Below are 23201 nucleotides of genomic sequence, written 5' to 3'. Positions count from 1 at the left end.
CGCACCCTAACGGGTATTCAATCCAGTAAAATGAAATTTTGACTTGAGGAGCGTTCGCACCAGCGGGCTTTCGGCCGCCGGGCGCTCCTCACTGGACCCGGCAACCGCGTGTAAGGTCGAGGCTAAGAAGCGAGAGTGCACCGCATGGGCAAGCCTTCGCAGAAATCTGCGTGCTCATCCCTGATATGGTTGCTGTGCAATGGGTCATGCGAATCTTATAAGCGGCGAAATTTTCAGTTGCAAGGGCATCTTCACTTTTTCAGGCGTTTCACAAATCCCGTCAGCAGCATCATCAATCCACCACCCAGCAGGCCCCAGAATGCGCCCGAAATGCCGCCAAAGGACAGGCCGGATGCGGTGATGAGGAAGGTGATGGCAGCGGCTTCACGGGTGTCTGGCTCCTTGAAAGCCGCAACGGCAGAACCGGAAAATGCAGCTACCAGTGCAAGGCCGGCAACCGCCTGAATGAGCACAGGCGGTGCAAGCGCCACGAAAGCGGTGACCACGCCTGCCAGAAGGCCGAAAATAATGTAGCCGACACCGCTGATGATGGCAGCCCAATAGCGACGGCTGGGGTCGGGATGAGAATCTTCGCTTGCACACATGGCGGCGGTAATGGCAGCGAGATTGACCGCGTGGCCACCGAATGGCGTTGCCAGCAACGAGAAAAAGCCTGTTGTTACGAAGAGTGGCCCCGGTTCGGGATGGTAATTATTGACCTTGAGCACGGCGATGCCGGGAATGTTCTGCGAGGCCATGGTGACGATGAACAGCGGCAGCGCCATGGAAACAATGGCTTGCAGATGAAACACAGGCATCACGAATTCCATCGGCGGCGCGAGCGACTGCAGCACGCTATCCATGGCACCCGGAGGAATATCCACCCCGAAAATCATCACAAGCGTGAAGGCGGCAAGTGCTGCAGGCACTGCAAACAATCGATTGATGGCCCCGACGACGATCCATGCCAGAATGATGGGCAGGCCAAGCGCCGGGTTGAAGCCGATGGCCTTGATGGGCGCGAAACAAAGGCCGATGATGACGCCGGATAGCATTGCATTGGCAAGCGGTGCAGGAATGGAGGCAACCGCCCGTCCCAGTGGCTTGAACAGACCCGCAATGATGATCAACCCCGCGCAGATGATGAAGGCACCAATGGCACCCGCAAACCCATCCTCGATAATGCCTGTCGTGGCCAAAAGCGCAGCGCCCGGCGTGGACCATGCGATAGAGACGGGAAGCCGCGTTGTGGCCGACAGGACAATGGCACAGATGCCCATGGAAACCGACAGGGCCATCAGGCCCGACGCAGCTTGGTAATCCGTTGCGCCGACAGCCTTCAGGCCTTGCAGAACCACGGCGAATGAACTGGCAAAACCCACAAATGCCGTGAGGCACCCCATGAAAAGGCTTTGGAGCGAAAAATCTTTCAGCATATGGGGGCTCTTGCAATGGGAAACGATAATCTCCGTCACAGATCAAAAAACGCGAGCGCTGACAAGCCGCATATGGCCGCCAGGCCGCCTGCAGGGCGCGGTTGTTCTCATCTGTCTGCCCGTGTAGATGTTCGATCTGATAAAATGCACAGCGAGACATCAGATGCTTCCTTGGATAGAACTGGACCGAGCCGCCATTCCCGGCGATGGCACCGAGCTGCGCCTCAAGCAGCGCGGCCAGGAATTTTCGATCATGCTCGGTTCAAACGAGCTGATGAACAGCCGGCTGAGCGGCTCCGAGGAAGCGCTGGCAACGCTTTCATGCGAACGCATTGCAGGGCGACCGAACCAGAGCATTCTGATCGGCGGGCTGGGCATGGGCTTTACCCTGCGGGCAGCTTTGGGCGCATTACCGGCGGACGCAAGCGTGACCGTCGCTGAACTGGTGCCGGCGGTCGTTGCCTGGGCGCGTGGCCCGATGGCAGATTTGCACGAGGGCACGCTGGATGATGCCCGCGTGGACATTCATGTCGGAGATGTCGGTGCGCTCATCCGCTCGAAAAAAGCTGTTTATGACGCCATTCTGCTGGATGTCGATAATGGCCCGGATGGCCTGTCTCGCCCATCGAATGACAGCCTCTATGATGGCGATGGCCTGCAAGCCGCGAGATCCGCCTTGCGCCCGAAAGGCGTGCTGGCGGTGTGGTCGTCAGGCCCGGACGCCGCCTTCACCCGCCGCCTGCGGCAGGCCGGTTTCGCCACAGATGAAGTCAGCGTTCGCGCCAATGGCAAGCGCGGCGGTGCGCGCCACACGCTGTGGATTGCTTCCAAAGCTTAAGCTTAAGCGTTGCGCCGCGAGGTTGACCGCTCTCCCAACGCGTCCAGCGCATCGGCATTGTCCCTTCCCCACGCATAGAGCATCTCCACAGGCTCCAGAAATCTGTTGCCGAGCGCGGTCAGGGTATATTCCACGGCGGGTGGCCGGGTTGCGTGAACATGGCGCGTGACAAGGCCTGTTCGCTCCATTTCCTTCAGCGTCTGCGTCAGCATTTTCTTGGAAATGCCCGGCAAGCTACGCTCCAGCACGCCGGTGCGGGCCGTTCCCTCATGCAGAGTATGCAGCGTGTGCAAGATCATGCTGGTCCATTTGGTCGAAAACAGCTCCAGCACGCGCCTCGGCGCACAATCCTCGCGCCATTCCGCTTCGTGGCTTCCCGGTTTCATCGTGGTCACCCTTTGGTATCCATGTCCCCAATCCGTGCCGTCTACACGACACTATGCGGAATGCCTAATTATAGCTCTTACAAAAAATGGAGTTCGAGCATGGTTAAAACGGCATTGGTGGTAGGCGCAAGCGGGATCGTGGGAAGCGCTACGGCAAATCTTCTGTTGGAACAGGGTTGGCGGGTCTATGGCCTCTCACGCAAACCGGCGCAGCACGCGCACATCATTCCCGTTGCGGCTGATTTGCAAAACGCGACTGAAACAGCAAAAGCCCTTGTGGATGTGAAACCCGACGCCGTCTTCATCACCACATGGGCGCGTCAGGAAAGCGAGGCCGAAAACATCCGCGTCAATTCCGCCATGGTGCGCAATCTGCTAGATGGCCTGAGCTTTGGTCGATCCACACGCCATGTGGCACTGGTCACCGGCCTCAAGCACTATCTCGGCCCTTTCGAAGCCTATGGCAAAGGCAAGCTGCCGCAGACGCCGTTCCGTGAGGAGCAAGGCCGCCTCGACGTGGAAAACTTCTATTACGCGCAGGAGGACGAGGTCTTCTCAGCGGCCAAACGTGATGGTTTTTCATGGAGCGTCCACCGCCCGCACACCGTCATCGGTCAGGCAGTCGGCAATGCCATGAACATGGGCACGACACTCGCCGTCTATGCGACCCTGTGCCGCGAAACAGGCCGCCCCTTCCGGTTCCCCGGCTCATCTGCCCAGTGGAACGGCCTGACGGACATGACGGATGCCAAAATTCTGGCAAAGCAACTGCTATGGGCCACGGAAACGCCAGAAGCGAAGAACGAGGCGTTCAACATCGTCAACGGCGACATTTTCCGCTGGAGCTGGATGTGGGAACGCATCGCCGACTGGTTTGGCATTGAGGCCGCTCCATTCGATGGCACTGTCATTCCGCTGGAAGCGCAGATGAAGGATGATGCCGAAATCTGGCAGAAAATCGCGCTCCGCGAAAACCTTGCCGAACCCGACCTCAACCGCCTGGCATCGCCATGGCACACGGACGCCGATCTCGGTCGCCCTCTTGAGGTCGTCACCGACATGGGCAAAAGCCGACGCCTAGGCTTCAAGGACTACCAGCCGACGGATGACGCGTTCTTTTCCTTGTTTGAGACCCTACGCAAGGATCGCCTCATTCCCTGACGCGAACTATCTGATCCTCGCTCAACGAAACCGCATTGGCCCGACCAATGCGGTTTTTTATTTGACGCTTGATTACCATCAAGACATAAACGCACGGTAGAAAAAAGAAATTCTGGTTGCAGAAGCCATCACAGCGCGCGCCCCATCCCACCTCCACCTTGGCGCGCTGGAAAGGAAGACTTCGTGCGTATACTCTTCGTCAATCCACCCTACATCTCCCTCACATCCCGTGGCGTTGGCCACCAGATCCCCTTTGGTCTCCTTTGCGTCGCAGGTCCGCTGATCGATGCAGGACATGAGTGCCAGCTGATCGACGCAGAACGCCACCACATGACGGCGGACGAAATCGAGGTAGCGATCAAGGCGTTCGCACCGGATATGGTTATGACCGGGCACGCTGGCTCCACCCCTGCCCACCCGGCCTGCATGTTGGTTCTTGACGCTTCCAAGCGTGCATGTCCGCAGGCATTGACGGTCTATGGGGGTGTTTACCCGACCTATCACGCCGCCGCCATCATGGTGCGTGAACCGTCGGTCGACATCATCATCAAAGGCGAAGGCGAAGCGATAGCACTTGCGCTTGTGCAGGCTCTGGCAGACGGCGTGTCACCCGCCACCGTCGCGGGCATCGTCCACCGCGAAAATAGCAGTCACGTCGAAACCAGACCAGCCGCCACGATCAAGGACCTGAACGAATGGCGTATTGGCTGGGAGCTGATCGAAGATTGGGACTTGTACCAGTGTTTCGGCCTTGGCCGCGCAGCCATCATCCAGTTTTCGCGTGGTTGTCCGCACCGATGCAATTATTGCGGCCAGTATCAGTTCTGGAGCCGCTGGCGCTACCGCGCTCCCAAAGCGGTTGCGGCTGAAATTGCTTGGCTGCATCGCACGCACGGCGTTTGCTTTGTTGACCTCGCGGATGAAAACCCGACCTCATCGAAACGCCTGTGGCGCGAATTTCTGGAGGCGCTGGTCGAGGAAAACGTCCCAGTGCGACTGTTTGCAACGATCCGTGCAACCGACATCGTGCGCGATGCAGACCTTCTGCCTTTGATGAAGAAAGCCGGCATGATCTGCGTGCTGATGGGCATCGAAACAACCGACCCGACCACGCTTGCAGCCATTCGAAAGGGTTCGACGACCCGTGAAGACCAGCAGGCGGTCACGCTTCTCCGCCAGCATGGCATCCTGTCCATGCTTGGCCATATCGTCGGCTTTGAAGAAGAGCGCTTCGCCGACTATCTCCGTGCCCTGCGTCAGATCAGCCTGTATGACCCGGACTTGTTGAACGCCATGTATCTGACACCCCACAGCTGGTCTGACTGGACGGCGGAAAATGGCGAACGCCGCGTCATCGAAACCGACCGCAGCAAGTGGGATTACCGACATCAGTTGCTGTCATCCCGCCACCTGTCACCGGGCATGATTTTTGCGATGGTGAAAATGCTAGAGGTGGCCGTCCACTGTCGACCACGCGCATTGTGGCGCATCCTATTCCATCCGGACAAGGAGTTGCGCAAACATATGCGCTGGAGCTTCCGGTTCAGTTTCCGGGTATGGCGGGCAGAAATTGCCGAATTCATCCGCCAGCCTCCACCCCAAAAGGGCCCCATGACGCTGGCCGAGTGGTTTGGCAAGACCCCTCGCCTCACCAAGCAGGCCGCGGGTGCAAACAGCACTCACAAAACGGTCCCGGGGCATGAAGTGGCGGGCGATGACATGACGCACACAGGCGTAACATAAACGAAAAAGCCCGCGCCGGTTTGAGACCAGCGCGGGCTTTTGAAATTTCAAATGTCGAACTCTTAAAGTTCGGACTGGCTTTCAACGATGCGGCCAACGAGACCGTATGCCTTGGCTTCTTCGCCGCCCAGCCAGTAATCGCGATCGATATCCTTGGCGATCTTTTCTTCCGTCTGGCCTGTGGCCTTGGAGAAGATCGTGATCAGGCGCTTGTTCATCTTGATGATTTCGCGTGCCTGGATCTCGATATCGGATGCCATGCCGCGCGTGCCGCCGGATGGTTGATGCAGCAGGAAGCGGGTGTTTGGCAGGCAGAGACGACGCTCTTTCGGAACCGACACATAGATCAGCGCGCCAGCGGAAGCGACCCAGCCCGTGCCGATGATGTAAACCTTCGGCTTGATGAACTTGATCATGTCGTGAATGCTGTCGCCGGATTCGACGTGGCCGCCGGGCGAGTTCACGTAGACGCGGATGTCGTCATCGCTGGCTGCGGCAAGTGCCACGAGCTGCGTGCAAACCTTCTGCGCCAATTCCTGGGTAATGCCGCCATAGATGAAGATCGAACGCGACTTGAAAAGATTCGCTTCCGTTTCCTTGCCGATCGGCAGTTCCTTGCTCTTGTCGTCTTCGTCTTCGTTCATGTGGCGGTCTCCAACGTAATTCATTACCTACCGGACATAGTGTGATTTGTGTCGTAAAACAATGAGCGAAAAAGACAAGGCGCGGAACTGCTTAATAAACAAGGCACCGTCAAATGACGCATGGACAGCCTATTCGTCACTACGATATCGTTAATAGCGAGGTTTGATCCGGCGACCCAAGCGCCTTTTGCCTCGCGTTAAAAAGATTGAAGAGGGAACGATGTTCAAAAGACTATCACTCGCCGCTGCAACGCTGGCCGCAACCACACTCCCGGCCTTCGCCCATTTGAACCCGGAAGAACACGGCTCCTTCATGGCAGGGTTTTCACATCCGCTGTTCGGTGCCGATCATATTCTCGTCATGGTCGCCGTCGGCATCTGGGCAGCCCAGATCGCTACATCTGCAGATAATCGCAAGGCACTGTTGATAATTCCGGCTGCCTTCGTCGGCACCATGGCCTTGGGCTTTCTGTTGGCTCTTGGCGGTATCGAACTGCCATTCGTTGAACCGGCAATTCTGGCCTCCATTATCGCGCTTGGCCTGCTGGTTGCCATGGCAACCCGCGTTCCGGTGAGCGTTGCGGCTGCCATCGTCGGCGTGTTTGCGCTTTTCCACGGTCACGCGCATGGCGGCGAATTGGGCAGCGCAGGTGCGCTTCAATTCGGCGTCGGCTTCGTGGTCGCCACTATGGGCCTTCATGTTGCAGGCATCGCGCTTGGAATGGCCATTGCAAAGCTTGGCACCGTCGCAGTGCGCATCCTCGGTGGATTGACCGCACTCACAGGTCTTTCGCTGGTCTTCGGCGGCTGAAGATCGAGGTCTTCAACCTTACAAAAATGTAAGGCGCAGACGGCTTTTAAAAGTCGAAATTGAACCCTACTTCCTTGGTGTGCGTTTCTCGGCACGCCAAGGAGGCTACCAATGTCACCAGAAGAAACCCAACTCATCAGATCCCTGTTCGACAGGGTCAAGTCTGCATCCTCAACGCCGCGCGATCCTCAGGCGGAAACGCTGATCTCGCAGGCCGTGAAGGACGATCCCTCCGCCCCCTATTATCTGGCGCAAGCCGTCATCGTGCAGGAAAAAGGTCTGGAAGCGGCAGCGGCACATATTCGCCAGCTGGAAGACCGCGTCCACCAGCTTGAAAACAATAACCCGGCACCACAGACAGTACAGCAAGGCGGCTTCCTCAGCTCGATTTTCGGTGGCACCCAGCAAGCATCCGCTGCACCTGCGCCAGCACCGAGCTATCGCAATGACATGTCAGGTCAATCTCAGCCTTCTCAGGCGCAGGGACCATGGGGACGAAGCAACGATGCTCCGCAGCCCAGTGGCCCTTGGAGCAACCAGCAGCCCTCGGCCTTTGGGCGTGCGAGCGGTGGCAGCGGAGGTTTTCTGCAAGGGGCGCTGGGCGCGGCAGCGGGCGTTGCCGGTGGCATGCTGCTTGCGAATTCGCTGAGCGGCATATTTTCCAACCATGTCGCCTCATCCGGTTGGGGATCGGCTTTGGGCGGTGCAGGAACTGCGGCAGCGCCAGTCGAGGAAACCGTCATCAACAACTATTACGGTGATGACGACAAGCAGCAGGATGTCGCCAGCAATGACGACAACTCTGATGTGCAACAGGCTGACTACGACGACAGCGCAGACGACGCTGATTTCGACTCAGGCGACAGCGGTTCCTTCGTCTGAACGATCGGGCAAAGGGTTAGCCGCGACCGCGATAGGTCGCGACGCCCTGCTCGGGAAGCCAGACGCCCTCTGGTGGCGCGCCGGTCTGCCAGAATACGTCGATTGGGATACCACCGCGTGGATACCAGTAGGCGCCGATTCGCAGCCACTTGGGTTGAAGCAGGTCCACAAGGCGCTTGGCGATATAGATCGAGCAATCCTCATGGAACGCACCATGATTGCGGAAGGAATGCAGGAAAAGCTTCAACGACTTGGATTCCACGAGAAAATCACCGGGAATGTAGTCAATGACGATATGGGCAAAATCCGGCTGCCCGGTCATGGGGCAAAGCGACGTGAATTCCGGCGCAGTGAAGCGCACGACATAATCCGTACCGGCATTGCCATTCGGCACTTTTTCCAGAACGGCCTTTTCAGGGCTTTCGGGGGAAGCGACTTGCGCGCCCAGCTGCGACAGGCCGGAAACATCCGTGACTGACATGGTTCAAACTCCTGCTTCTTGAAACTCTACCCGAACGCCATGCGCCTGTTCACTTTCAGGCTCCACATGAATGGCGAGGACGGCACCGGGTATCACGCCCTTTATGGCATCTTCAAGCCGGTCGCAAATTTCATGCGCAGCACCCACGGACAAAGCCGAGGGAACGACGACGTGAAAGTCGATGAATGCGACCGCCCCTGCCCTGCGCGTCTTGAGATCATGGACGCCGAGAATGCCAGTCGAGTTCTCCGCAATGGCTTTCTTGATCGCCACATCTTCGTCCGGCTCCACGGCACGGTCCATGAGGCCGCCGAGGGAATGCAGAATGACCTTGGAACCCTGAAACAGGATGTTGATGGCAACGACAATAGCCAGAACCGGATCAAGAATGGCGTAGCCCGTCATGATTGCCAGAACCAGACCGATCAGAACACCACCCGAGGTGACCACATCCGACATGATGTGGTGTCCATCTGCCAGAAGTGCCGGAGAGGAATGTTTCTTTCCAACGCGGATGAGAATCGTTGCCCATATGCCATTCAAAATACCGGCGAAGGCGTTGATGGCGAGACCAAGCGCCGGCGCATCCGGCAGGCGCGGCGCCATCAGGCCACTCCACGCTTCCTTCACGATGAGGAGAGCTGCAACGACGATCAGCACGCCCTCGACCACAGCTGACAAATATTCCGCCTTGTGATGACCGAACTGGTGATCGTCATCGGCGGGCTTTTGCGCATAGCGGATCACGAAATAGGCTATGAAGGCCGCGACCACATTGACGGTGGATTCCAGGCCATCCGACAACAGCGCGACCGAGCCGGTGACCCACCAGGCAGATAGCTTCAGGCACAACACCATAATGGAAAACGGGATGCCCCAGAAAGCGAGTTTCCTGACGAGCGCGTGACCCTGTTCGTTCATGTCCTGTCCCCATGCGGTTGCGAATGAATTGCAGAATTGGACCCCAAAACGCACGAACCGCGCGCACGGATGGCTCCGTGCGCGCGGTTCATTTAAGCGGCTTCTATGATTAAAGCCGTCGCCAGGTCAAGAGATTACACGCGGCTTATTAGCAACTTGATACCGGCAAAGGTAAAAAACAATGCGAGAACCGTTTCAATGTAGCGCTTGGAGCGCTGGTAGATGCGGATGGCAGGGGCTGTGGAAAACACCAGCGCGTAACCGCAGAATATGACCATGCCCAGCAAGCCGCAGCCACCGATGATGGCGACAAGCGTCGTCGCATCGGCGCCCGGTTTCAGACCCAGCGACATGATGGCTATCCAGCCGAGGATGGCCTTGGGGTTCGTCAGGTGCAGCAGCAAGCCGCGACGGTAGAGCTGCCAATATTCGGCACGACCGACTGGTGTTTCATCGACAATGGCTTGCGCAGCCGCTGGAGAGAAAGCTGAACGCGCAGACTTATAGGCGAGATAAAGAAGATAGATGCCGCCTGCGATCTTAATGAAAAACAGAGCGTTGGCATAGGTCGCCAGAACGGCGGAAAGTCCGGTGGCGGTGAGCGCTGCCCAGAACAGCGAGCCGGTCATGACGCCCATGGCCAGAACGAGCGCCGGTGCTCGCCCCCGGCTCATGGCGATGCCCATGACGGTCATGTTGCTGGGGCCGGGACTGGCCACGGCGATGATATAAGCAATGTAGACCAGCAATAGCTGGTGAAAGTCGATCATCGTCGCGCGCCCCTGTCCAAAGAAATCCAGATTGTGGTCATCGCTGTGTTCTTGTCAACGATGGAGCAGCATCGTTGTGCAACCACAGTGAGGCAGAAAGCAGTGGCGGCAAAGGCGTCCACCACCCGGTACGCAGACCAGCTTGCCGAAGTGCTGCCGCCGTCCAGGTGTTGCAGCCGAGCAGGACGTTGAAAGTGCCATTCGCCTCGAAAAACACGTCATATTGTCCGTAGGACTGCCCGATGAGCGGCATTCTTTTGCCTTCGACCTCAGCAAAGCTGCCAAGAATGAAATCGACAATATCGCGATAGCCCTTCTCAGAAAGATCGAGCGCCGCGACATGGGCGTCGGTGGGGGAAATGTCGCCTGCAAGGGCGATGTGCATGACCGAGCGGTCGAGCGTCAGGCTTTTCAACACCGGCAACGGCTTCAAATCGGCCCATGTCGGCGTTTGCGTGTAAAATGCCCGCCCGCCCCAGCCGAAAATGAGATACCGCACGCCGGGCTCATCAATAGCAAGGCTTGCCTCACGCAAGAACGCAAAACGCTCCAGCAGCTCGGCATCAACCGGCAGGGCGATATCCGTGTGGATGGGATTATCGAGAATGAGGATGCGGCGCGATGGCTGCGCGGCCACAGATGCGTGGTCTTTGGCTACGGGTGCGGGAACCAGCGTGCCCAGCGCGATGATGCAGAGAATAAGCGTGAACGCGATGCTCAGATATTTGAAGGCCTTCACTCAGAATCACCCACGCGGCTCAAGGAAACCGGCGGCGTCTCATGACACCGCCGATGTTATCGATGCCCTCAGGCCGCTTTGGTTTTTGCCTTACGCACCAGATGCGTCACCACGTTTTCGATCATCCGCATGCCGGCATCGCCGCCCAGCGTCATGATGGATTCCGGGTGGAACTGAACCGCTGCGACCGGTTCCTTGCTGTGCTCGATGCCCATGATCGTACCATCTTCGCTCTCTGCGGTGATGATGAAATCGCGGTGAAGCGTCGCCGGGTCAGCAAAGATCGAATGGTAACGACCAACGGTGACTTCCTTGCCGAGGCCTGAAAACACCAGACCGGGTTCCAGTACGCGAATGCGCGATGGCTTACCGTGCATCGGAACAGCAAGTTGACGAAGCTCGCCGCCATAGGCTTCCGCCAGCGCCTGAAGACCGAGGCACACACCAAATATCGGCAGGTCGCGCGAACGCGCCGCCTTGATGGTCGCCTTGCAATCGAAATCGCTTGGGTTGCCCGGTCCGGGAGACAGGACGACGAGGTCAGGCTGGAAGCGATCAAACACTTCTGCCGCAACCGGGGAACGCACGGTGGAGACCGTGGCGCCCGTCTGGCGGAAGTAGTTGGCTAGCGTATGCACGAAGCTGTCTTCGTGGTCCACCAGCAGGATTTTAACGCCGGTGCCGACCTTGGCGGAATCCCGCTGGGTGGCTGCGGAGTTCTGGCCCTTTGCATCGCGAATGGCTGAGATCATGGCGGATGCCTTCAATTCGGTTTCGGCTTCTTCTTCCTGCGGGTTGGAATCGTTGAGCAAGGTGGCCCCTGCCCGCACTTCCGCAATGCCATCCTTGATGCGGATGGTCCGCAACGTCATGCCCGTATTCATATCGCCGTTGAAGCCGACCATGCCGATGGCGCCGCCATACCAGACGCGCGAGCTCTTCTCATGGGCTTCGATGAAGCGCATGGCCCAGAGCTTTGGCGCACCGGTAACGGTGACGGCCCATGCGTGGGACAGGAAGCCATCAAACGCATCCATATCGTCGCGCAGGCGGCCTTCAATGTGGTCCACCGTGTGGATAAGACGCGAATACATCTCGATCTGGCGGCGGCCGATGACCTTCACCGAGCCCGGTTCGCACACGCGGCTCTTGTCGTTGCGGTCAACGTCGGAGCACATGGTCAGTTCGGACTCGTCCTTCTTGGAATTGAGCAGCTTGAGGATCTGCTCACTATCGGCAATCGGGTCTTCGCCGCGCTTGATGGTGCCTGAAATCGGGCATGTCTCGATGCGGCGACCGGAGACGCGCACGAACATTTCCGGCGAAGCACCAACCAGATATTCCTGCTGGCCAAGGTTGATGAAGAAGGAGTAAGGCGATGGATTGATGGCTTTCAGACGTCGCGAAATGGCCGAAGGATTGCTGTCGCAACGCTCCATGAATTTCTGGCCGGGCACAACCTCGAACAGATCGCCACGACGGAAGCTCTCCTTGGCGTGCGTCACCAGTTGTGCATATTCGCCGGGGTGGTGATCTCCGCGCGGCGGAATGGTGTCCGTCTTCACGAATGGCTCAGGCGCGATGTCCTGAGGCTTGCCGAAGGTGGTGACGCCGTCCTTTTCGAAATCATAACGGTCGATCCAGGCCTTTGCGGAATGGTGATCCACCACGAGAATCTCATCGGGCAAAAACAGAACCATGTCACGCTGGTCTTCCGGGCGCTCCAGCGAGAGCTTGATGGCATCGAACTGGAAAGCAAGATCGTAACCGAAGGCCCCGAATAGACCGATGGCCGAATCGGCGCTGGAATGGAACAGGTCCACAATGGCGCGTAGGGCCGTAAACACGGTTGGGATTTTCGAGCGTTCTTCTTCCGTAAACACCCGGTCCGGCTCGTTGACGACGAGGTCCAGACGGCGGGCGGTGGAGGCGCCGAGCGTCAGATCAGGCGTTGCCTTCAGCTTCTCGGTGATGAACGACAGAAGCGCTTCGCCACGGCCATTATAGGCTTCGATCCACATGGTGCGGCCAAAGCAGGAAATGCCAAGCGGCGGATCGATGATGGCGGTATCCCAACGGGTATAGCGACCGGGATATTCATAGTTTGACGAAAAGACCGCACCACGGCGCTCATCCAGCCCCGATACATAGCTGTCGATTGCCGTTGCGTACTCTGCGGGACGGCGCTGACGTGTCACTTTCACGCCGCCCTTGGTCTCGTATGTTTCCGAGCCGTCATCCTGAATAATCGTTACCATCTCTTCCGCTTCCCGTTTCTAAAGCCCGATGAGAGGGCGGCATAAAACAAAAAAGCCGCCTGAAACTTCGGGCGGCTTGGACTTAGTCTAAGGACATGGGTGCTCAAGGCCGCGTAAAGCTGCCCCACCACCAGATAGCAATGTTCTTCGACTGTGTGTTCATGGAGCAAATTGTTAGCGGCAACCGCACGCGATGGCAAGCGGATTTGAACCGAAAGCATGTTGAAGCGTTGAGCCTGTGCCGCAATGGGGGACTGATCGGTCACATGCTTTTCCGCCTTATGATAATCGCAGCCAGTGGGCTGCTGATCTCCGCCTCGCAACCGCCACAGGATGTGCCGGTTCCCCAGCCCAAACCGGAGCAGCAGGACGCAGCGCCCGCAGCCGCCCCTACTCCTTCTCCTACGGAGAAGAAAGCAGAAGACGCGCCGGTTCCACCACCTGCGGAAAGCACCGTGCCGAAGCCGGAGGAAAAACCGGAACCCACCGCAAAGCCGGGTGAGCCAAAGAAAGAAGACGAGAAAAAGCCTGAAGAGCCGCCGCGCGATCCGGTAAAGGCAGAAAATCCCGAAGAGCTCAAAGCCTGCCTTACAGAACTCAAAGAGCTAGGTGCGCAATTCAAGGAACTTCCGCCGATCCCGGGTGAAGAGGACGGCTGCGGCATCGCTTCGCCGCTGGAACTCTCCGTGGTGATCCCCGGCATCAAACTGGAGCCGGAAGGCACGATGCGCTGTGAAGCAGCCCTTGCGCTCTCGCGCTGGGCCAAGAACGTTGTGGTCCCGACGGCAAAAATCGCTTTGCCAGACAGAAGCGTCACCGCCTTCGGCAATGCCTCGACCTATATTTGCCGCAACCGCAACAGTGCAAGCACCGGCAAGATTTCCGAACACGCAAAAGGCAGTGCTGTCGATATTGCGACACTGACCTTCGACAAGGGCGAACCGCTTGTCATGAAGCCGCGTGACGAAGACGGCACCATGGAAGGCGCGTTCCAGCGCACCATAACCACCGCCGCATGCCTCTTCTTCCGCACCGTTCTCTCCCCCGGCAGCGACGCCACCCACCAGGATCACCTCCATATGGATGTGCTGGAGCGCAAGGGTGGGTATCTATATTGCCGTTAAAACGGAAAAGGCGGGACACGTAGCCCCGCCTTTCCTTTGCTGAAAAACTCGCTCACTAGAACGTTTGCGTGAGAGAGACCTTGAAGGAGCGACCGGCTTCGGAATAGAAATCGACCGGCTGGTTGGCACTCGACACAGTTGTCGGATTGACATCGCGCACCCCGACTGCATTCCAATACTTCCTATCAAACAGATTGTAGACGCCTGCCTGGATACGCAGTCCCTTTGTTTGCTCTGGCTCCCACCAAGCAGTCAGGTTTGCAATGCCATAGCCGGGCGCATCGAAGGTGTTGGCCTTGTGGTCGTCACGCATTCCGGAAGTGAAGATGCCGGTCAACTCTGTGCCCCAGACTTCAGCAGAATATCCTACACCCAAAACAGACTTGAATGGAGCCACCGTGCGGATCAACTCGTTGTTGTCGGTGTCCTTGCCGTAGGCGTATGCAAGCGATCCATGCGCGAAGAAGCCATTGGCAAATTCTTTGCGGACCTTCGCTTCGACACCGGATATTTCAACATGGGCCCGGTTGCGATAGGTAAACAGCGAACCAAAGGGGCTGCCCGAGCCAGGAACACCCGGCGTTGCAGGGGTTGGAAACAGGCTTGTCGTCGTCTGATATTGCTCGATAAAGTTCTTGTATTTGTTGTGGAATACCGCAACCCGACCTTTCAGATCGGCAGTATCGTAATTCGCACCAATCTCGAAGCCATTGCTGGTTTCGGGCTCGAGCTCAGGATTTCCCTCAACTGAATAACCGCGCGAGATGCTGGGGAAGCTGAGATAAAGCTCATTCACGGTTGGCGCGCGGTAAGCCATCGACCACTGCGCAAACAGTTCTACCTCGGGCGTCAGATCATAGCTTGCCATGAGCTTTGGCGAGAAGCGCGAACCATCCCGATCTTTGGGAAGGCCCAGCGTCGCATAGGCCGAATGCGTAGCGATATCGCCTGATGGGTCGTAGTCGAAATAGTCGAAGCGGATGCCGGGCGTCAGACGAAAGCCAGTATTGGCGAAAGCAATTTCGTCTTCTGCGTAAAGTCCAACACGACGGCCATCGACATGCGGAATATCTGCCGAGGAGGCGGCTGAGGACGCCCCCGTGACCGAGGTGAACCACTCTTTGAAGTCGAAGACCGAGACATCTCCGCCAATACGGACCGTGTGATTGAGATTTTCCGTGTCAAAGGTGGAAACCAAACCGCCGGTGAGACCAAACGTGCTTTCGCGCATGGAATCATCACGAGCGATAGGAGCATTGCTAAGCTGCAAACCACCCGAACCGGACTCTTTAGACAAGGCCTGCCAGTAGCCAGTCAGACGGGCTGAATCGATCAACATATCCGCCGATGGCGCCTCGAACTCGTAATCGATCGACAATCTTTCGCGCAACGTATCATCATAACCGGAATAGGCGCCGGGCAGATATGTGCCGTGCAGCGTCTTCAGATCCGTGTCGCTTTTCAACTGGAAACGTTCAGCCGTAAAACCGATACGATGGCCACCTTCTAGATCCTGCCGGAGTTTGAACAGCAGGTTATTCTGATCGTAATCACCGGGGTTTGGAGTGGTGCGACGAATTCCAAGGATATCGTTGGATCCATTGTTATCTGTTTCCTGCCCGCGCTTGTACGCGCCCTGGAAGAGAACAGAGGTGTTCTCGATCTTGCGCGCAACGCCAACGGCTCCACCAACACTCTTGTCTTCGCTATCATAGGTCAGCTTGGCAACACCGCCCCAGTCACGCCCATCCTTGATCAGATCTTCTGGTTCCAGTGTTTTCAAGACCAATGCACCGGCCAGCGCACCTGAGCCGATGCGGCTAGAATCGGAGCCACGAATGACGTCGACAGCAGAAAGAGCCGAGAAATCAAAGCTGGAGGCACCGCTGCTCATGGTCGACGTTGCCTGACCTGCGCGGGCAAAATTTTCGAAAAACGGGATAGGAATGCCGTCCACAAGCGTGACAACGCGAGCTCCGCCGAGACCACGGACGAACAATCCACCAATCCGACCAGGCTTGGGATCCACGTAATCAACACCGGGTTCTGTGGTGTTGCCGAGATCACCAAGGCTCGTAATGTCTTTTTTTCTGATCTCTTCCGCAGTCGTCCTGCTTGCCAGCGGCGTGTTGGCTGCAACATCGCCCGCCTTGACGCGCTTGCCCTTAACCGTAATGCGCTCGAGAACGGTCGTGCCGTTGTTTTGAGTAGTTGTTTCCTTAGCATGACCTGCGGAATTGCTGGAAATGAGCGCCATAGCTGTGCAAACCAGCAAGGCTGATTGAGAACCGCGGATCGTCATTGGAACCCCCTGAATGCGAGCACACGAAAGCGCGCGGCAACGCGAGGTGCCGTCGCAATGTGGCTTGATAAATACCCTTAAATCTTCACGGCCCCGCCGTGGTTCGAGACCTATAAAACATGATTATTAGAGTCAATTATTAAAATATGATTTTTTGTCTCATATATCTCAGGGCGCTTCACTGTTGCAGAAATATTACGCCTACATTCCCGTGCGGCGCGGTTTGATAGCAACCTTGAACCTTTTTGGGAGACTGCCTAGATCAGTGCACGAAAAACCATTGTTCACCCATTCAACCAATCTGGAAAGATCCGATGAAATCTCTGGAGCTACTCGTTGAACGCATCATATTGTCCAGCCGATGGCTTCTAGTCGTGTTTTACCTGGGCCTGGTGGCTGCTCTGGCCGTCTATGCCATTTCCTTCGGATTCAAATTCCTGAAAATCGCGGGGAATGTTTTCGTCTACACGGATGCAGAGATGATTCTGGCAATGCTGGCGCTAATTGACGCCGCACTGGTGGCAAGCCTGATCGTTATGGTGATGATCTCCGGCTACGAGAACTTCGTCAGCCGGTTCGACGAAGGCGAAGACAAGGTTTCCTTCCTCGGCAAGCTGGATGCGGGTAGCCTCAAGATCAAGGTTGCGTCATCCATCGTTGCCATCTCCTCTATCCACCTCCTGCAGATTTTCTTGAATGCGAACCAGTATTCAGACAGCAAGTTGATGTGGTTTACGATCATCCATCTAGCATTTGTGGTCTCTGCGGTGATGCTTGGCTATCTCGAACAGTTGATGTCCAATACAAAGAATGTAAAAGAAAAGTCGGATTTATAAAATCGAGAAGATATTATTAGACTTTTATTTAAATCTTAAAGAAAACATTGGCGACTATCCTGTAGTGATGCGCGCCATTGCAAATGCAAAGTGACGTCAAGGTTTTTTAAGAAGTCATTTGAATTAAAAGTATTTGGAATAATGTCTGAACAAGGAACCAAACTTGAAATAAAGAGTGGAATTTTCGGAGGATTTGTATATTTGTCACCGTTAACATAGTAATTTTATGAACGAAAACATTATGATCGCGCTCGAACGGCAATCACTGATTGGTAGAGAGTTATCGGCGGCAGAGAGCCGCCCGCGTTGGTTGCAAGTTCTTCAGGGCGCGGCAAAGGAATTCGGCTATACCTATGCAAGCTTGATGCGCGTGCCGCGCATCGGCGAAGATTTGCTTGCCACAACGCTCGTCGAAACATCCCTTCCGATGCGGTTCATCCGCGAATATGATGAGCTGCTACTGCTGCGTTACTGCCCGGTCCTGCCGAGGGTAGCAACATCCATGGTCCCGCAATCATGGAACATGAAAGACCTCGATGAGAGCAAGCCGGAAGTCAAACGGATCCTCGCGCTGCTCACGCAGGCGGGCGTTGCGAACGGACTGCTTGTGCCAACGAACTCCGTAAACGGAGACAGGCATCTGGTGCGTTTCGATGGGAGTTGCGAAGAACCGTCGCAAACTGCCAAGAATGAAATCGGCATGATCGCCATCCATGCGTTCGACGCCTATGAACAATTGCGCCGGACGGAAATGGCAGCGACCCGCAAGCTGACAAAGCGTGAGCTCGAGGTCATCCACTGGACATCTCAGGGCAAGACATCAGCCGAAATCGGGCAGATTCTGTCGCTGTCCGATCACACGATCAATGCCTATCTGAACAATGCGATCCGCAAACTCGATTGCGTCAACCGCACACAGCTCGTCGCTAAATCGATCCGCCTCAAGCTGATCAGCTGACGCCCCCCTCGAAGGAAGCGCCAGCCTGGATCTTATCTGTCCAGAACAGATCTGAGTTCAACAAGGTTCGAGCGCACTCTCAGCACATAAAAGCCCATCGTCGCCAGATGTGATGGCATGATCCAGCCGCTCTCATCGCCATTCGAGATCATGAATGGTTGAATACGCAGCGCAGCGCGCGTCTGTAGCAGCGTATCATTCCACAGGCTCGTCAGGTTACGTTCACGGATGACCTGAGAAAAATCGGCGCCGGCAGCCGAGAGAATGCCGTAATAGCCGTAAAGCTGACCGTAAGCGAACCAGAACCGATCATCCGCCCGCGTATCGAACCAGCCGCCATTGTAGTTTTCCGAACGCTCGCGAAGAATGGCTGATGTCCCGCCAATATCGTTGGCAATGCGATCAATGAACTGGATGAGGTTATCGGCGCGGCCATCGAATACGGAATTGCACTGCGAAAGGCTGACATTGAACTTGCGCAGGCTTTCAGCCGCAGACCGGTAGTAGCTCGGGCTTGGCGTCTTCGGGCCGAATGGGTTCAGGCCGAAATACCAGGAATATTCGTCGAACTGAAGATTGCCGCGCGCGCTCTGCAAGTTGGCGTCAATGCCGGATGTGCCACGGACGCGGCCGATCGAATCGACCAACTCAACGGATGTCCGGCGCACAGCCTGATTGACGCCGCGCTGGAATGACGCCTTGTTATCCAGAAACGGCGTGCTGTCCCAATCCATGCCGAACAGACCGAGACGGTACAGCAACATGGAAGAAATCCATGAGTTCTGGTCCACATTATAGTCGATCAGATCCGCTGACATATCGACAATCGCGGAACTCTGGCAGCTTCTCGCCTGCGCGACAACGGGCGCCGGTGCGGTGGCAGTGGCAGTGGCTGGTGTCTCAGAGTTGGAGGTCGACGCCGGAGCTGGCGCGACCGCTGCTACCGGCAGCTCCTGGCCAGCGGCCAGCGTCCGTTCGGAAAATTTGTAATTGTTGACGTAATCAGGATTGAAGTTGGTCCAGACCTGCGTCTGCCATATAAAATACCCATAGAGGCCAACGAGGAAGACAAGAGCGGCGGCAATCGGCACCTTGATGAAACCCTGGCGGTTTCCATACCAGCCACTCACAGCGCGGAACGGCCAGAAAAGCCATGCGATCACAACAGATGCACCTCTCCCAAGCGCTGCGAAAATACGCTTGAAAAACGCGATGACCGGATCGAGCATTGTTGAACTCTCCTTAGCGCATGGCCCGGAACCAAGTGGTGACCCGAAAGACCTTATGCCCAGTTTGACCAAGCTGGAGAATTCCACCCATTGAGGCGGCCTGAACTCCAGTACGACAACTATGACGATCCAGACCGGATCGACCGTCCTTCACATATGGTGCCGAAAGCCATGATACAACGGAACAACAAGCGTTTTTCCCAACCAGATTTATTGGGCACCCGCTTTTGCTGCATCGGAATTGCGTAAAGACAGCGCCTGATCGGCCCGCGCCTTGCGCTTCTCGATATCCTGCATGGTCACGGTGCCCTGCGTGTGTAGCATCAGCAAAGGCAGAAAAGCGCCAAGCGGTATTGCGTCAGGCTCATCTTCGGCTTTCGAGGAATGCGGGCGCGCATTCGCCAATAGCGGCTCCATCGATCCATAAACGGCATCATACAGTTGAATGCATCGCTCAGCCTCAACAGAAATCTTGTTGATGGTGAGCGTGAAGACAACCATGAGGTCGTTCAGCACATCTATCAAATCAGCCAGCAGTACGGCCTGGCGATCAAGAATCTGATGGGCATCAGCCAGCTTCTCGCGCTCAAGCAGAACTTCCGCATGGCGGGTGCCAGCCTCCTCTTCCTCCGCCCGCAATGCTTGCTGGCGATCCTCATCGCTGGCATTGGTGATCTTGCGTCTCACCGTGCCGATCAAGGCTGCCAACTCCCTGTCGCGCTGCCGCGCCTCATCCACGGCGGACACAATGCCGCGACGCTTTTCCATGCTGGACAGGATTTGCGGCTCGCACGACAGGACCAGCGGTGAGAACTGCTTTTTTGCATCATCGATCAGGCCGTGCCCGGTCGCAGCCTCCAGAAGCAGCATCCTCAGACTCTCGGCAATGGCCAATTTTCTCGTGCGAATGACCTTGAAGGATGGCGCTTCCCTGCGTCTGAAGAATGCCATAAAGGCCTGAAAGCCGCTTACTTCATCAACAGCGTCGAAAGCAGCATAAGCACGGTCGGTGCGCACTGAGATATCGTGAATGAGAGCCAAAAGAGCGGCTTCGAAGTCCGCCTTCATGGCACGCAGTTGTGCGATGTGCGCAGTCTCATTTTCGTAGACGCCATTCGAAGAGCCTTCGGGGACGACACCCAGCGCGGCTGCGAGCTGCACGGAAAGTGCGTGCACTCGCTCCGCATCGCCTCTAGCCTTTTCTATCAGGCTATCAAAAGGCGGCAATTTTCCCATGAGTGGTCGTCTCCCGAATCGGTTGGCGCGCAAGAGCGCCGCTCATATCAATATGCGCGACCTTTGCTCAATGCGGGAGATGAAAACAGCCAATCAAAGATTGAGCGTTGCGATCTCTGCATCCAGCACGTCGCGCGCCTTCTTAGGCAACTTTCCGGCTTTGACGGCATCCAGGTTGGCAGGCGCATCGCCAACCACTACGAGTGCTACCATGCCCATGCCCATGTGAGGCGTGCACTTGAAGACATAAGCCCCTTCTTTTTCAAGCGTGACCTTCAGGGCCTCATTCATCTTGCCCTTGAACTCCTCGGCACCGTCAGGGATCATGCCCTTAATCGCTGCTGCATCATGGCCCTTGTCGACAGGCACGAAGGTGATGACATCCCCGATGTTTGCCTTGACGGCTGCGGGTTCAAACACCATCGCCTTGCCATCAGCGCCCTTGTTGAGCATCTTGATTTCGATCTCGGCAGAGATGGCAGGAACGGTCAGAAATCCGGCAAGCGCGATACCGGTCAAAAGGCGCAGAACAGTGTTTGTCATGAGGCTAACTCCAGTGCGAAACCGCAACAATGCGGTCTCTTCGTCACCGGTCCTATCCCTGCGCGGCGCTGCGGTCCTTGACCAAAATCAAATGGGCCAATCTGTCGCAGAGCGGGATTTCATTCGCCTTTGACGGCCTCCACCCAGTGGCGGCGGCAGAAGGAGACGTATTTCTCATTGCCACCAACATCGATCTGCGCGCCTTCCTTCACGACCTTGCCGTCGGAATCGAAGCGCGCCACCATCGAGGCCTTGCGCCCGCAATGGCAGATCGTGCGGATTTCGCGCAACTCATCGGCAATCGCCAGAAGCTCTTTAGATGCCGGGAAAAGCTTGCCCTGAAAATCGGTGCGCAGCCCATAAGCCATGACCGGCACGCCAAGAGTGTCCGCAATGGCGGCCAGCTGCCAGACGTGATGTTCTGACAGAAAATTCGCCTCATCGATAAAGACGCAGGCCACAGGCTCTTGCGCATGCAGCGCCTCCACCTTCTTGAAAATATCTGTGGTGTCATCGAACACCAGCGCATCGGAAGACAGGCCAATGCGAGACGCAACCTTGCCGAAGCCGGCGCGATTATCAAATGCAGCGGTGAAAATCACAGTGCGCATGCCGCGCTCATGATAATTATAGGACGCCTGCAAAAGCATGGTGGATTTGCCGGCATTCATTGCCGCATAGTTGAAATAGAGCTTTGCCATCTTGCCCTCCAGGCCTGTGTTGGCGTCTTTTGCAGGCTGGAGCAGACAAAGGGCAAGACCATGGCGGCAATAAACACAGCTTTTGCCGCAACCCTAAAGTGCGACGTATTTTTTTTCGCCGTGTCGCAATTGCGCGTGAGTTGATTGTGCTTCGAAGATATTGATAATGGCAAGGGAACTTAAAAAACAGGGAGTAAGCAATGCTTGCAAAAAATCACCGCTGTCTGGTCCTCGCCGCAGCAGTTTCTGCAATGGCACTCTTCACCACAAGCGCCTCCGCTGCAGAACCGGCCAGTTGTGGAACTGTCCGCCTCTCGGATGTGGGCTGGACAGATATCACCGCCACCACTGCAACAGCCTCCGTCATTCTGAAAAGCCTTGGCTACGAGACCGACGTGAAGCTTCTTTCGGTGCCGGTGACATACACCTCCCTGAAAAACAAGGATATCGACGTTTTCCTCGGCAACTGGATGCCGACGATGGAAGGCGACATCAAGGCCTATCGCGACGACAAATCCGTCGAGACGGTGCGCGAAAACCTGACCGGTGCGAAGTATACGCTTGCGACCAATGCCAAGGGCGCAGAGCTTGGCATCAAGGATTTCAAGGATATCGCCACCCATAGCGACGCCCTGAGCGGCAAGATCTACGGCATCGAGCCCGGCAATGATGGCAACCGCCTGATCCTCGGCATGGTGGAAAAGGACACGTTCGGCCTCAAGAGCTTCGACGTTATTGAATCGTCCGAGCAGGGCATGCTGGCGCAGGTCGCACGCGCTGAGAAGTCTGGCGATCCCATCGTCTTTCTTGGCTGGGAACCGCACCCGATGAACGCGAATTTCAAGCTGACCTATCTTACCGGTGGTGACGATGTCTTCGGCCCCAATCTCGGCGGCGCCACCATCTACACAAATGTGCGCGCAGGTTACCTGCAAGAGTGCCCGAATGTTGGCACCTTCCTGAAAAACCTGTCATTCACACTGCCCATGGAAAACGAGATCATGGGCAAGATCCTGAATGATGGCGCAGAGGGTGAAGCGGCTGCGACCGCGTGGCTCAAAGCCAATCCATCCGCCATTGAGCCATGGCTTGCAGGTGTGAAGACCAAGGACGGCAGCGCCGATGCCCTGCCCGCCGCGAAAAAGACCCTCGGCCTTTAGCCGTTGACGTCAGTGCCTTGAACCCGTCTTCCGGCGTCACTG

22 protein-coding genes are annotated in these 23201 nt (G+C 56.6%); 9 read left to right on the top strand and 13 right to left on the bottom strand.

All coding sequences use genetic code 11. From position 1 onward, the window contains the following. Window positions 1-251 precede the first annotated feature (251 nt). A complete protein-coding gene (locus RQI55_RS01445) occupies window positions 252-1436 on the bottom strand; it encodes a benzoate/H(+) symporter BenE family transporter (protein WP_243255298.1) in 1185 nt (394 codons plus the stop codon). Window positions 1437-1599: 163 nt separating this feature from the next. On the opposite strand from RQI55_RS01445, the gene RQI55_RS01440 reads away from it, so the two are divergent. Then, window positions 1600-2274, top strand: a complete 675-nt coding sequence (locus RQI55_RS01440; protein ID WP_243255296.1) for an MnmC family methyltransferase — start codon at window positions 1600-1602, stop codon at window positions 2272-2274. A gap of 2 nt (window positions 2275-2276) precedes the next feature. On the opposite strand, the gene RQI55_RS01435 is transcribed toward RQI55_RS01440, so the two are convergent. Then, window positions 2277-2660 (bottom strand): helix-turn-helix domain-containing protein, encoded by a 384-nt coding sequence (locus RQI55_RS01435; RefSeq protein ID WP_243255294.1) that lies wholly within the window; start codon window positions 2658-2660, stop codon window positions 2277-2279. A gap of 99 nt (window positions 2661-2759) precedes the next feature. Between RQI55_RS01435 and RQI55_RS01430 the strand changes: the two genes are divergently transcribed. Both RQI55_RS01430 and RQI55_RS01425 read left to right on the top strand, forming a co-directional pair. Beyond that, a complete protein-coding gene (locus RQI55_RS01430; protein ID WP_243255292.1) occupies window positions 2760-3821 on the top strand; it encodes an SDR family oxidoreductase in 1062 nt (353 codons plus the stop codon). A 183-nt stretch (window positions 3822-4004) separates the two neighbouring features. After that, window positions 4005-5564: a B12-binding domain-containing radical SAM protein gene (locus RQI55_RS01425; protein WP_243255291.1), complete on the top strand. Its 1560-nt coding sequence runs from the start codon at window positions 4005-4007 to the stop codon at window positions 5562-5564. 62 nt (window positions 5565-5626) lie between these two features. On the opposite strand, the gene RQI55_RS01420 is transcribed toward RQI55_RS01425, so the two are convergent. Further along, on the bottom strand, window positions 5627-6208 hold the full coding sequence (locus tag RQI55_RS01420; protein WP_042617342.1) for an ATP-dependent Clp protease proteolytic subunit: 582 nt from the start codon (window positions 6206-6208) through the stop codon (window positions 5627-5629). 220 nt (window positions 6209-6428) lie between these two features. Here RQI55_RS01420 and RQI55_RS01415 point away from each other — a divergent pair, with 220 nt between their 5' ends. Together RQI55_RS01415 and RQI55_RS01410 are read left to right on the top strand one after the other, a co-directional pair. Continuing rightward, the gene (locus tag RQI55_RS01415; protein WP_243255289.1) at window positions 6429-7019 is read left to right on the top strand and encodes a HupE/UreJ family protein; all 591 of its coding nucleotides are present in this window, start codon (window positions 6429-6431) and stop codon (window positions 7017-7019) included. Window positions 7020-7130: 111 nt separating this feature from the next. After that, window positions 7131-7901 (top strand): DUF2076 domain-containing protein, encoded by a 771-nt coding sequence (locus RQI55_RS01410; RefSeq protein WP_243255287.1) that lies wholly within the window; start codon window positions 7131-7133, stop codon window positions 7899-7901. 16 nt (window positions 7902-7917) lie between these two features. On the opposite strand, the gene queF is transcribed toward RQI55_RS01410, so the two are convergent. From queF to RQI55_RS01385, 5 genes are all read right to left on the bottom strand, one after another. Next, window positions 7918-8382, bottom strand: a complete 465-nt coding sequence (gene queF / locus RQI55_RS01405) for a preQ(1) synthase (RefSeq protein WP_243255285.1) — start codon at window positions 8380-8382, stop codon at window positions 7918-7920. A 3-nt stretch (window positions 8383-8385) separates the two neighbouring features. Next, a complete protein-coding gene (locus tag RQI55_RS01400) occupies window positions 8386-9303 on the bottom strand; it encodes a cation diffusion facilitator family transporter (protein WP_192064220.1) in 918 nt (305 codons plus the stop codon). Between the two features lie 134 nt (window positions 9304-9437). Continuing rightward, entirely contained in the window at window positions 9438-10073 is a 636-nt protein-coding gene (locus RQI55_RS01395) for a LysE family translocator (protein WP_243255283.1), read from the bottom strand. A 37-nt stretch (window positions 10074-10110) separates the two neighbouring features. After that, window positions 10111-10812, bottom strand: coding sequence for a TIGR02117 family protein (locus tag RQI55_RS01390; protein ID WP_243255282.1), 702 nt, complete (start codon window positions 10810-10812; stop codon window positions 10111-10113). Between the two features lie 68 nt (window positions 10813-10880). Further along, a complete protein-coding gene (locus RQI55_RS01385) occupies window positions 10881-13070 on the bottom strand; it encodes an anthranilate synthase (RefSeq protein ID WP_243255281.1) in 2190 nt (729 codons plus the stop codon). Between the two features lie 266 nt (window positions 13071-13336). On the opposite strand from RQI55_RS01385, the gene RQI55_RS01380 reads away from it, so the two are divergent. Continuing rightward, on the top strand, window positions 13337-14194 hold the full coding sequence (locus tag RQI55_RS01380) for an extensin family protein (protein WP_243255279.1): 858 nt from the start codon (window positions 13337-13339) through the stop codon (window positions 14192-14194). A 55-nt stretch (window positions 14195-14249) separates the two neighbouring features. On the opposite strand, the gene RQI55_RS01375 is transcribed toward RQI55_RS01380, so the two are convergent. Then, window positions 14250-16496, bottom strand: coding sequence for a TonB-dependent hemoglobin/transferrin/lactoferrin family receptor (locus RQI55_RS01375; RefSeq protein WP_243255278.1), 2247 nt, complete (start codon window positions 16494-16496; stop codon window positions 14250-14252). Between the two features lie 314 nt (window positions 16497-16810). Between RQI55_RS01375 and RQI55_RS01370 the strand changes: the two genes are divergently transcribed. After that, on the top strand, window positions 16811-17332 hold the full coding sequence (locus RQI55_RS01370) for a TIGR00645 family protein (protein ID WP_243255277.1): 522 nt from the start codon (window positions 16811-16813) through the stop codon (window positions 17330-17332). Between the two features lie 241 nt (window positions 17333-17573). Further along, on the top strand, window positions 17574-18290 hold the full coding sequence (locus tag RQI55_RS01365) for a LuxR C-terminal-related transcriptional regulator (RefSeq protein ID WP_311276906.1): 717 nt from the start codon (window positions 17574-17576) through the stop codon (window positions 18288-18290). 32 nt (window positions 18291-18322) lie between these two features. Here the strand turns inward: RQI55_RS01365 and RQI55_RS01360 are convergent, their stop codons facing one another. The 4 genes from RQI55_RS01360 to RQI55_RS01345 all read right to left on the bottom strand — a co-directional run bounded on the left by RQI55_RS01360 (window position 18323) and on the right by RQI55_RS01345 (window position 21999). After that, the gene (locus RQI55_RS01360; protein WP_243255276.1) at window positions 18323-19519 is read right to left on the bottom strand and encodes a DUF2333 family protein; all 1197 of its coding nucleotides are present in this window, start codon (window positions 19517-19519) and stop codon (window positions 18323-18325) included. A gap of 210 nt (window positions 19520-19729) precedes the next feature. Then, entirely contained in the window at window positions 19730-20755 is a 1026-nt protein-coding gene (locus tag RQI55_RS01355; protein ID WP_243255275.1) for a hypothetical protein, read from the bottom strand. A 93-nt stretch (window positions 20756-20848) separates the two neighbouring features. Further along, entirely contained in the window at window positions 20849-21298 is a 450-nt protein-coding gene (locus tag RQI55_RS01350) for a pseudoazurin (RefSeq protein WP_243255274.1), read from the bottom strand. Between the two features lie 119 nt (window positions 21299-21417). After that, window positions 21418-21999: a thymidine kinase gene (locus RQI55_RS01345; RefSeq protein ID WP_243255272.1), complete on the bottom strand. Its 582-nt coding sequence runs from the start codon at window positions 21997-21999 to the stop codon at window positions 21418-21420. Between the two features lie 200 nt (window positions 22000-22199). Here RQI55_RS01345 and RQI55_RS01340 point away from each other — a divergent pair, with 200 nt between their 5' ends. Further along, window positions 22200-23159: a choline ABC transporter substrate-binding protein gene (locus RQI55_RS01340; protein WP_409233673.1), complete on the top strand. Its 960-nt coding sequence runs from the start codon at window positions 22200-22202 to the stop codon at window positions 23157-23159. Window positions 23160-23201 lie beyond the last annotated feature (42 nt).

Source organism: Rhizobium sp. WCS2018Hpa-16 (assembly GCF_031843705.1).
GTDB lineage: Bacteria > Pseudomonadota > Alphaproteobacteria > Rhizobiales > Rhizobiaceae > Agrobacterium > Agrobacterium tumefaciens_C.
The sequence above is the reverse complement of the archived record's forward strand: the minus strand, read 5'-3'. Positions and strand labels throughout refer to the sequence as shown.

Coding starts and splice junctions, on each gene's coding strand:
- RQI55_RS01445 (WP_243255298.1), bottom strand. CDS start 1,436: ATGCTGAAAGATTTTTCGCTCCAAAGCCTTTTCATGGGGTGCCTCACG.
- RQI55_RS01440 (WP_243255296.1), top strand. CDS start 1,600: ATGCTTCCTTGGATAGAACTGGACCGAGCCGCCATTCCCGGCGATGGC.
- RQI55_RS01435 (WP_243255294.1), bottom strand. CDS start 2,660: ATGAAACCGGGAAGCCACGAAGCGGAATGGCGCGAGGATTGTGCGCCG.
- RQI55_RS01430 (WP_243255292.1), top strand. CDS start 2,760: ATGGTTAAAACGGCATTGGTGGTAGGCGCAAGCGGGATCGTGGGAAGC.
- RQI55_RS01420 (WP_042617342.1), bottom strand. CDS start 6,208: ATGAACGAAGACGAAGACGACAAGAGCAAGGAACTGCCGATCGGCAAG.
- RQI55_RS01415 (WP_243255289.1), top strand. CDS start 6,429: ATGTTCAAAAGACTATCACTCGCCGCTGCAACGCTGGCCGCAACCACA.
- RQI55_RS01410 (WP_243255287.1), top strand. CDS start 7,131: ATGTCACCAGAAGAAACCCAACTCATCAGATCCCTGTTCGACAGGGTC.
- queF (WP_243255285.1), bottom strand. CDS start 8,382: ATGTCAGTCACGGATGTTTCCGGCCTGTCGCAGCTGGGCGCGCAAGTC.
- RQI55_RS01400 (WP_192064220.1), bottom strand. CDS start 9,303: ATGAACGAACAGGGTCACGCGCTCGTCAGGAAACTCGCTTTCTGGGGC.
- RQI55_RS01395 (WP_243255283.1), bottom strand. CDS start 10,073: ATGATCGACTTTCACCAGCTATTGCTGGTCTACATTGCTTATATCATC.
- RQI55_RS01385 (WP_243255281.1), bottom strand. CDS start 13,070: ATGGTAACGATTATTCAGGATGACGGCTCGGAAACATACGAGACCAAG.
- RQI55_RS01380 (WP_243255279.1), top strand. CDS start 13,337: ATGCTTTTCCGCCTTATGATAATCGCAGCCAGTGGGCTGCTGATCTCC.
- RQI55_RS01375 (WP_243255278.1), bottom strand. CDS start 16,496: ATGACGATCCGCGGTTCTCAATCAGCCTTGCTGGTTTGCACAGCTATG.
- RQI55_RS01370 (WP_243255277.1), top strand. CDS start 16,811: ATGAAATCTCTGGAGCTACTCGTTGAACGCATCATATTGTCCAGCCGA.
- RQI55_RS01365 (WP_311276906.1), top strand. CDS start 17,574: ATGATCGCGCTCGAACGGCAATCACTGATTGGTAGAGAGTTATCGGCG.
- RQI55_RS01360 (WP_243255276.1), bottom strand. CDS start 19,519: ATGCTCGATCCGGTCATCGCGTTTTTCAAGCGTATTTTCGCAGCGCTT.
- RQI55_RS01355 (WP_243255275.1), bottom strand. CDS start 20,755: ATGGGAAAATTGCCGCCTTTTGATAGCCTGATAGAAAAGGCTAGAGGC.
- RQI55_RS01350 (WP_243255274.1), bottom strand. CDS start 21,298: ATGACAAACACTGTTCTGCGCCTTTTGACCGGTATCGCGCTTGCCGGA.
- RQI55_RS01345 (WP_243255272.1), bottom strand. CDS start 21,999: ATGGCAAAGCTCTATTTCAACTATGCGGCAATGAATGCCGGCAAATCC.
- RQI55_RS01340 (WP_409233673.1), top strand. CDS start 22,200: ATGCTTGCAAAAAATCACCGCTGTCTGGTCCTCGCCGCAGCAGTTTCT.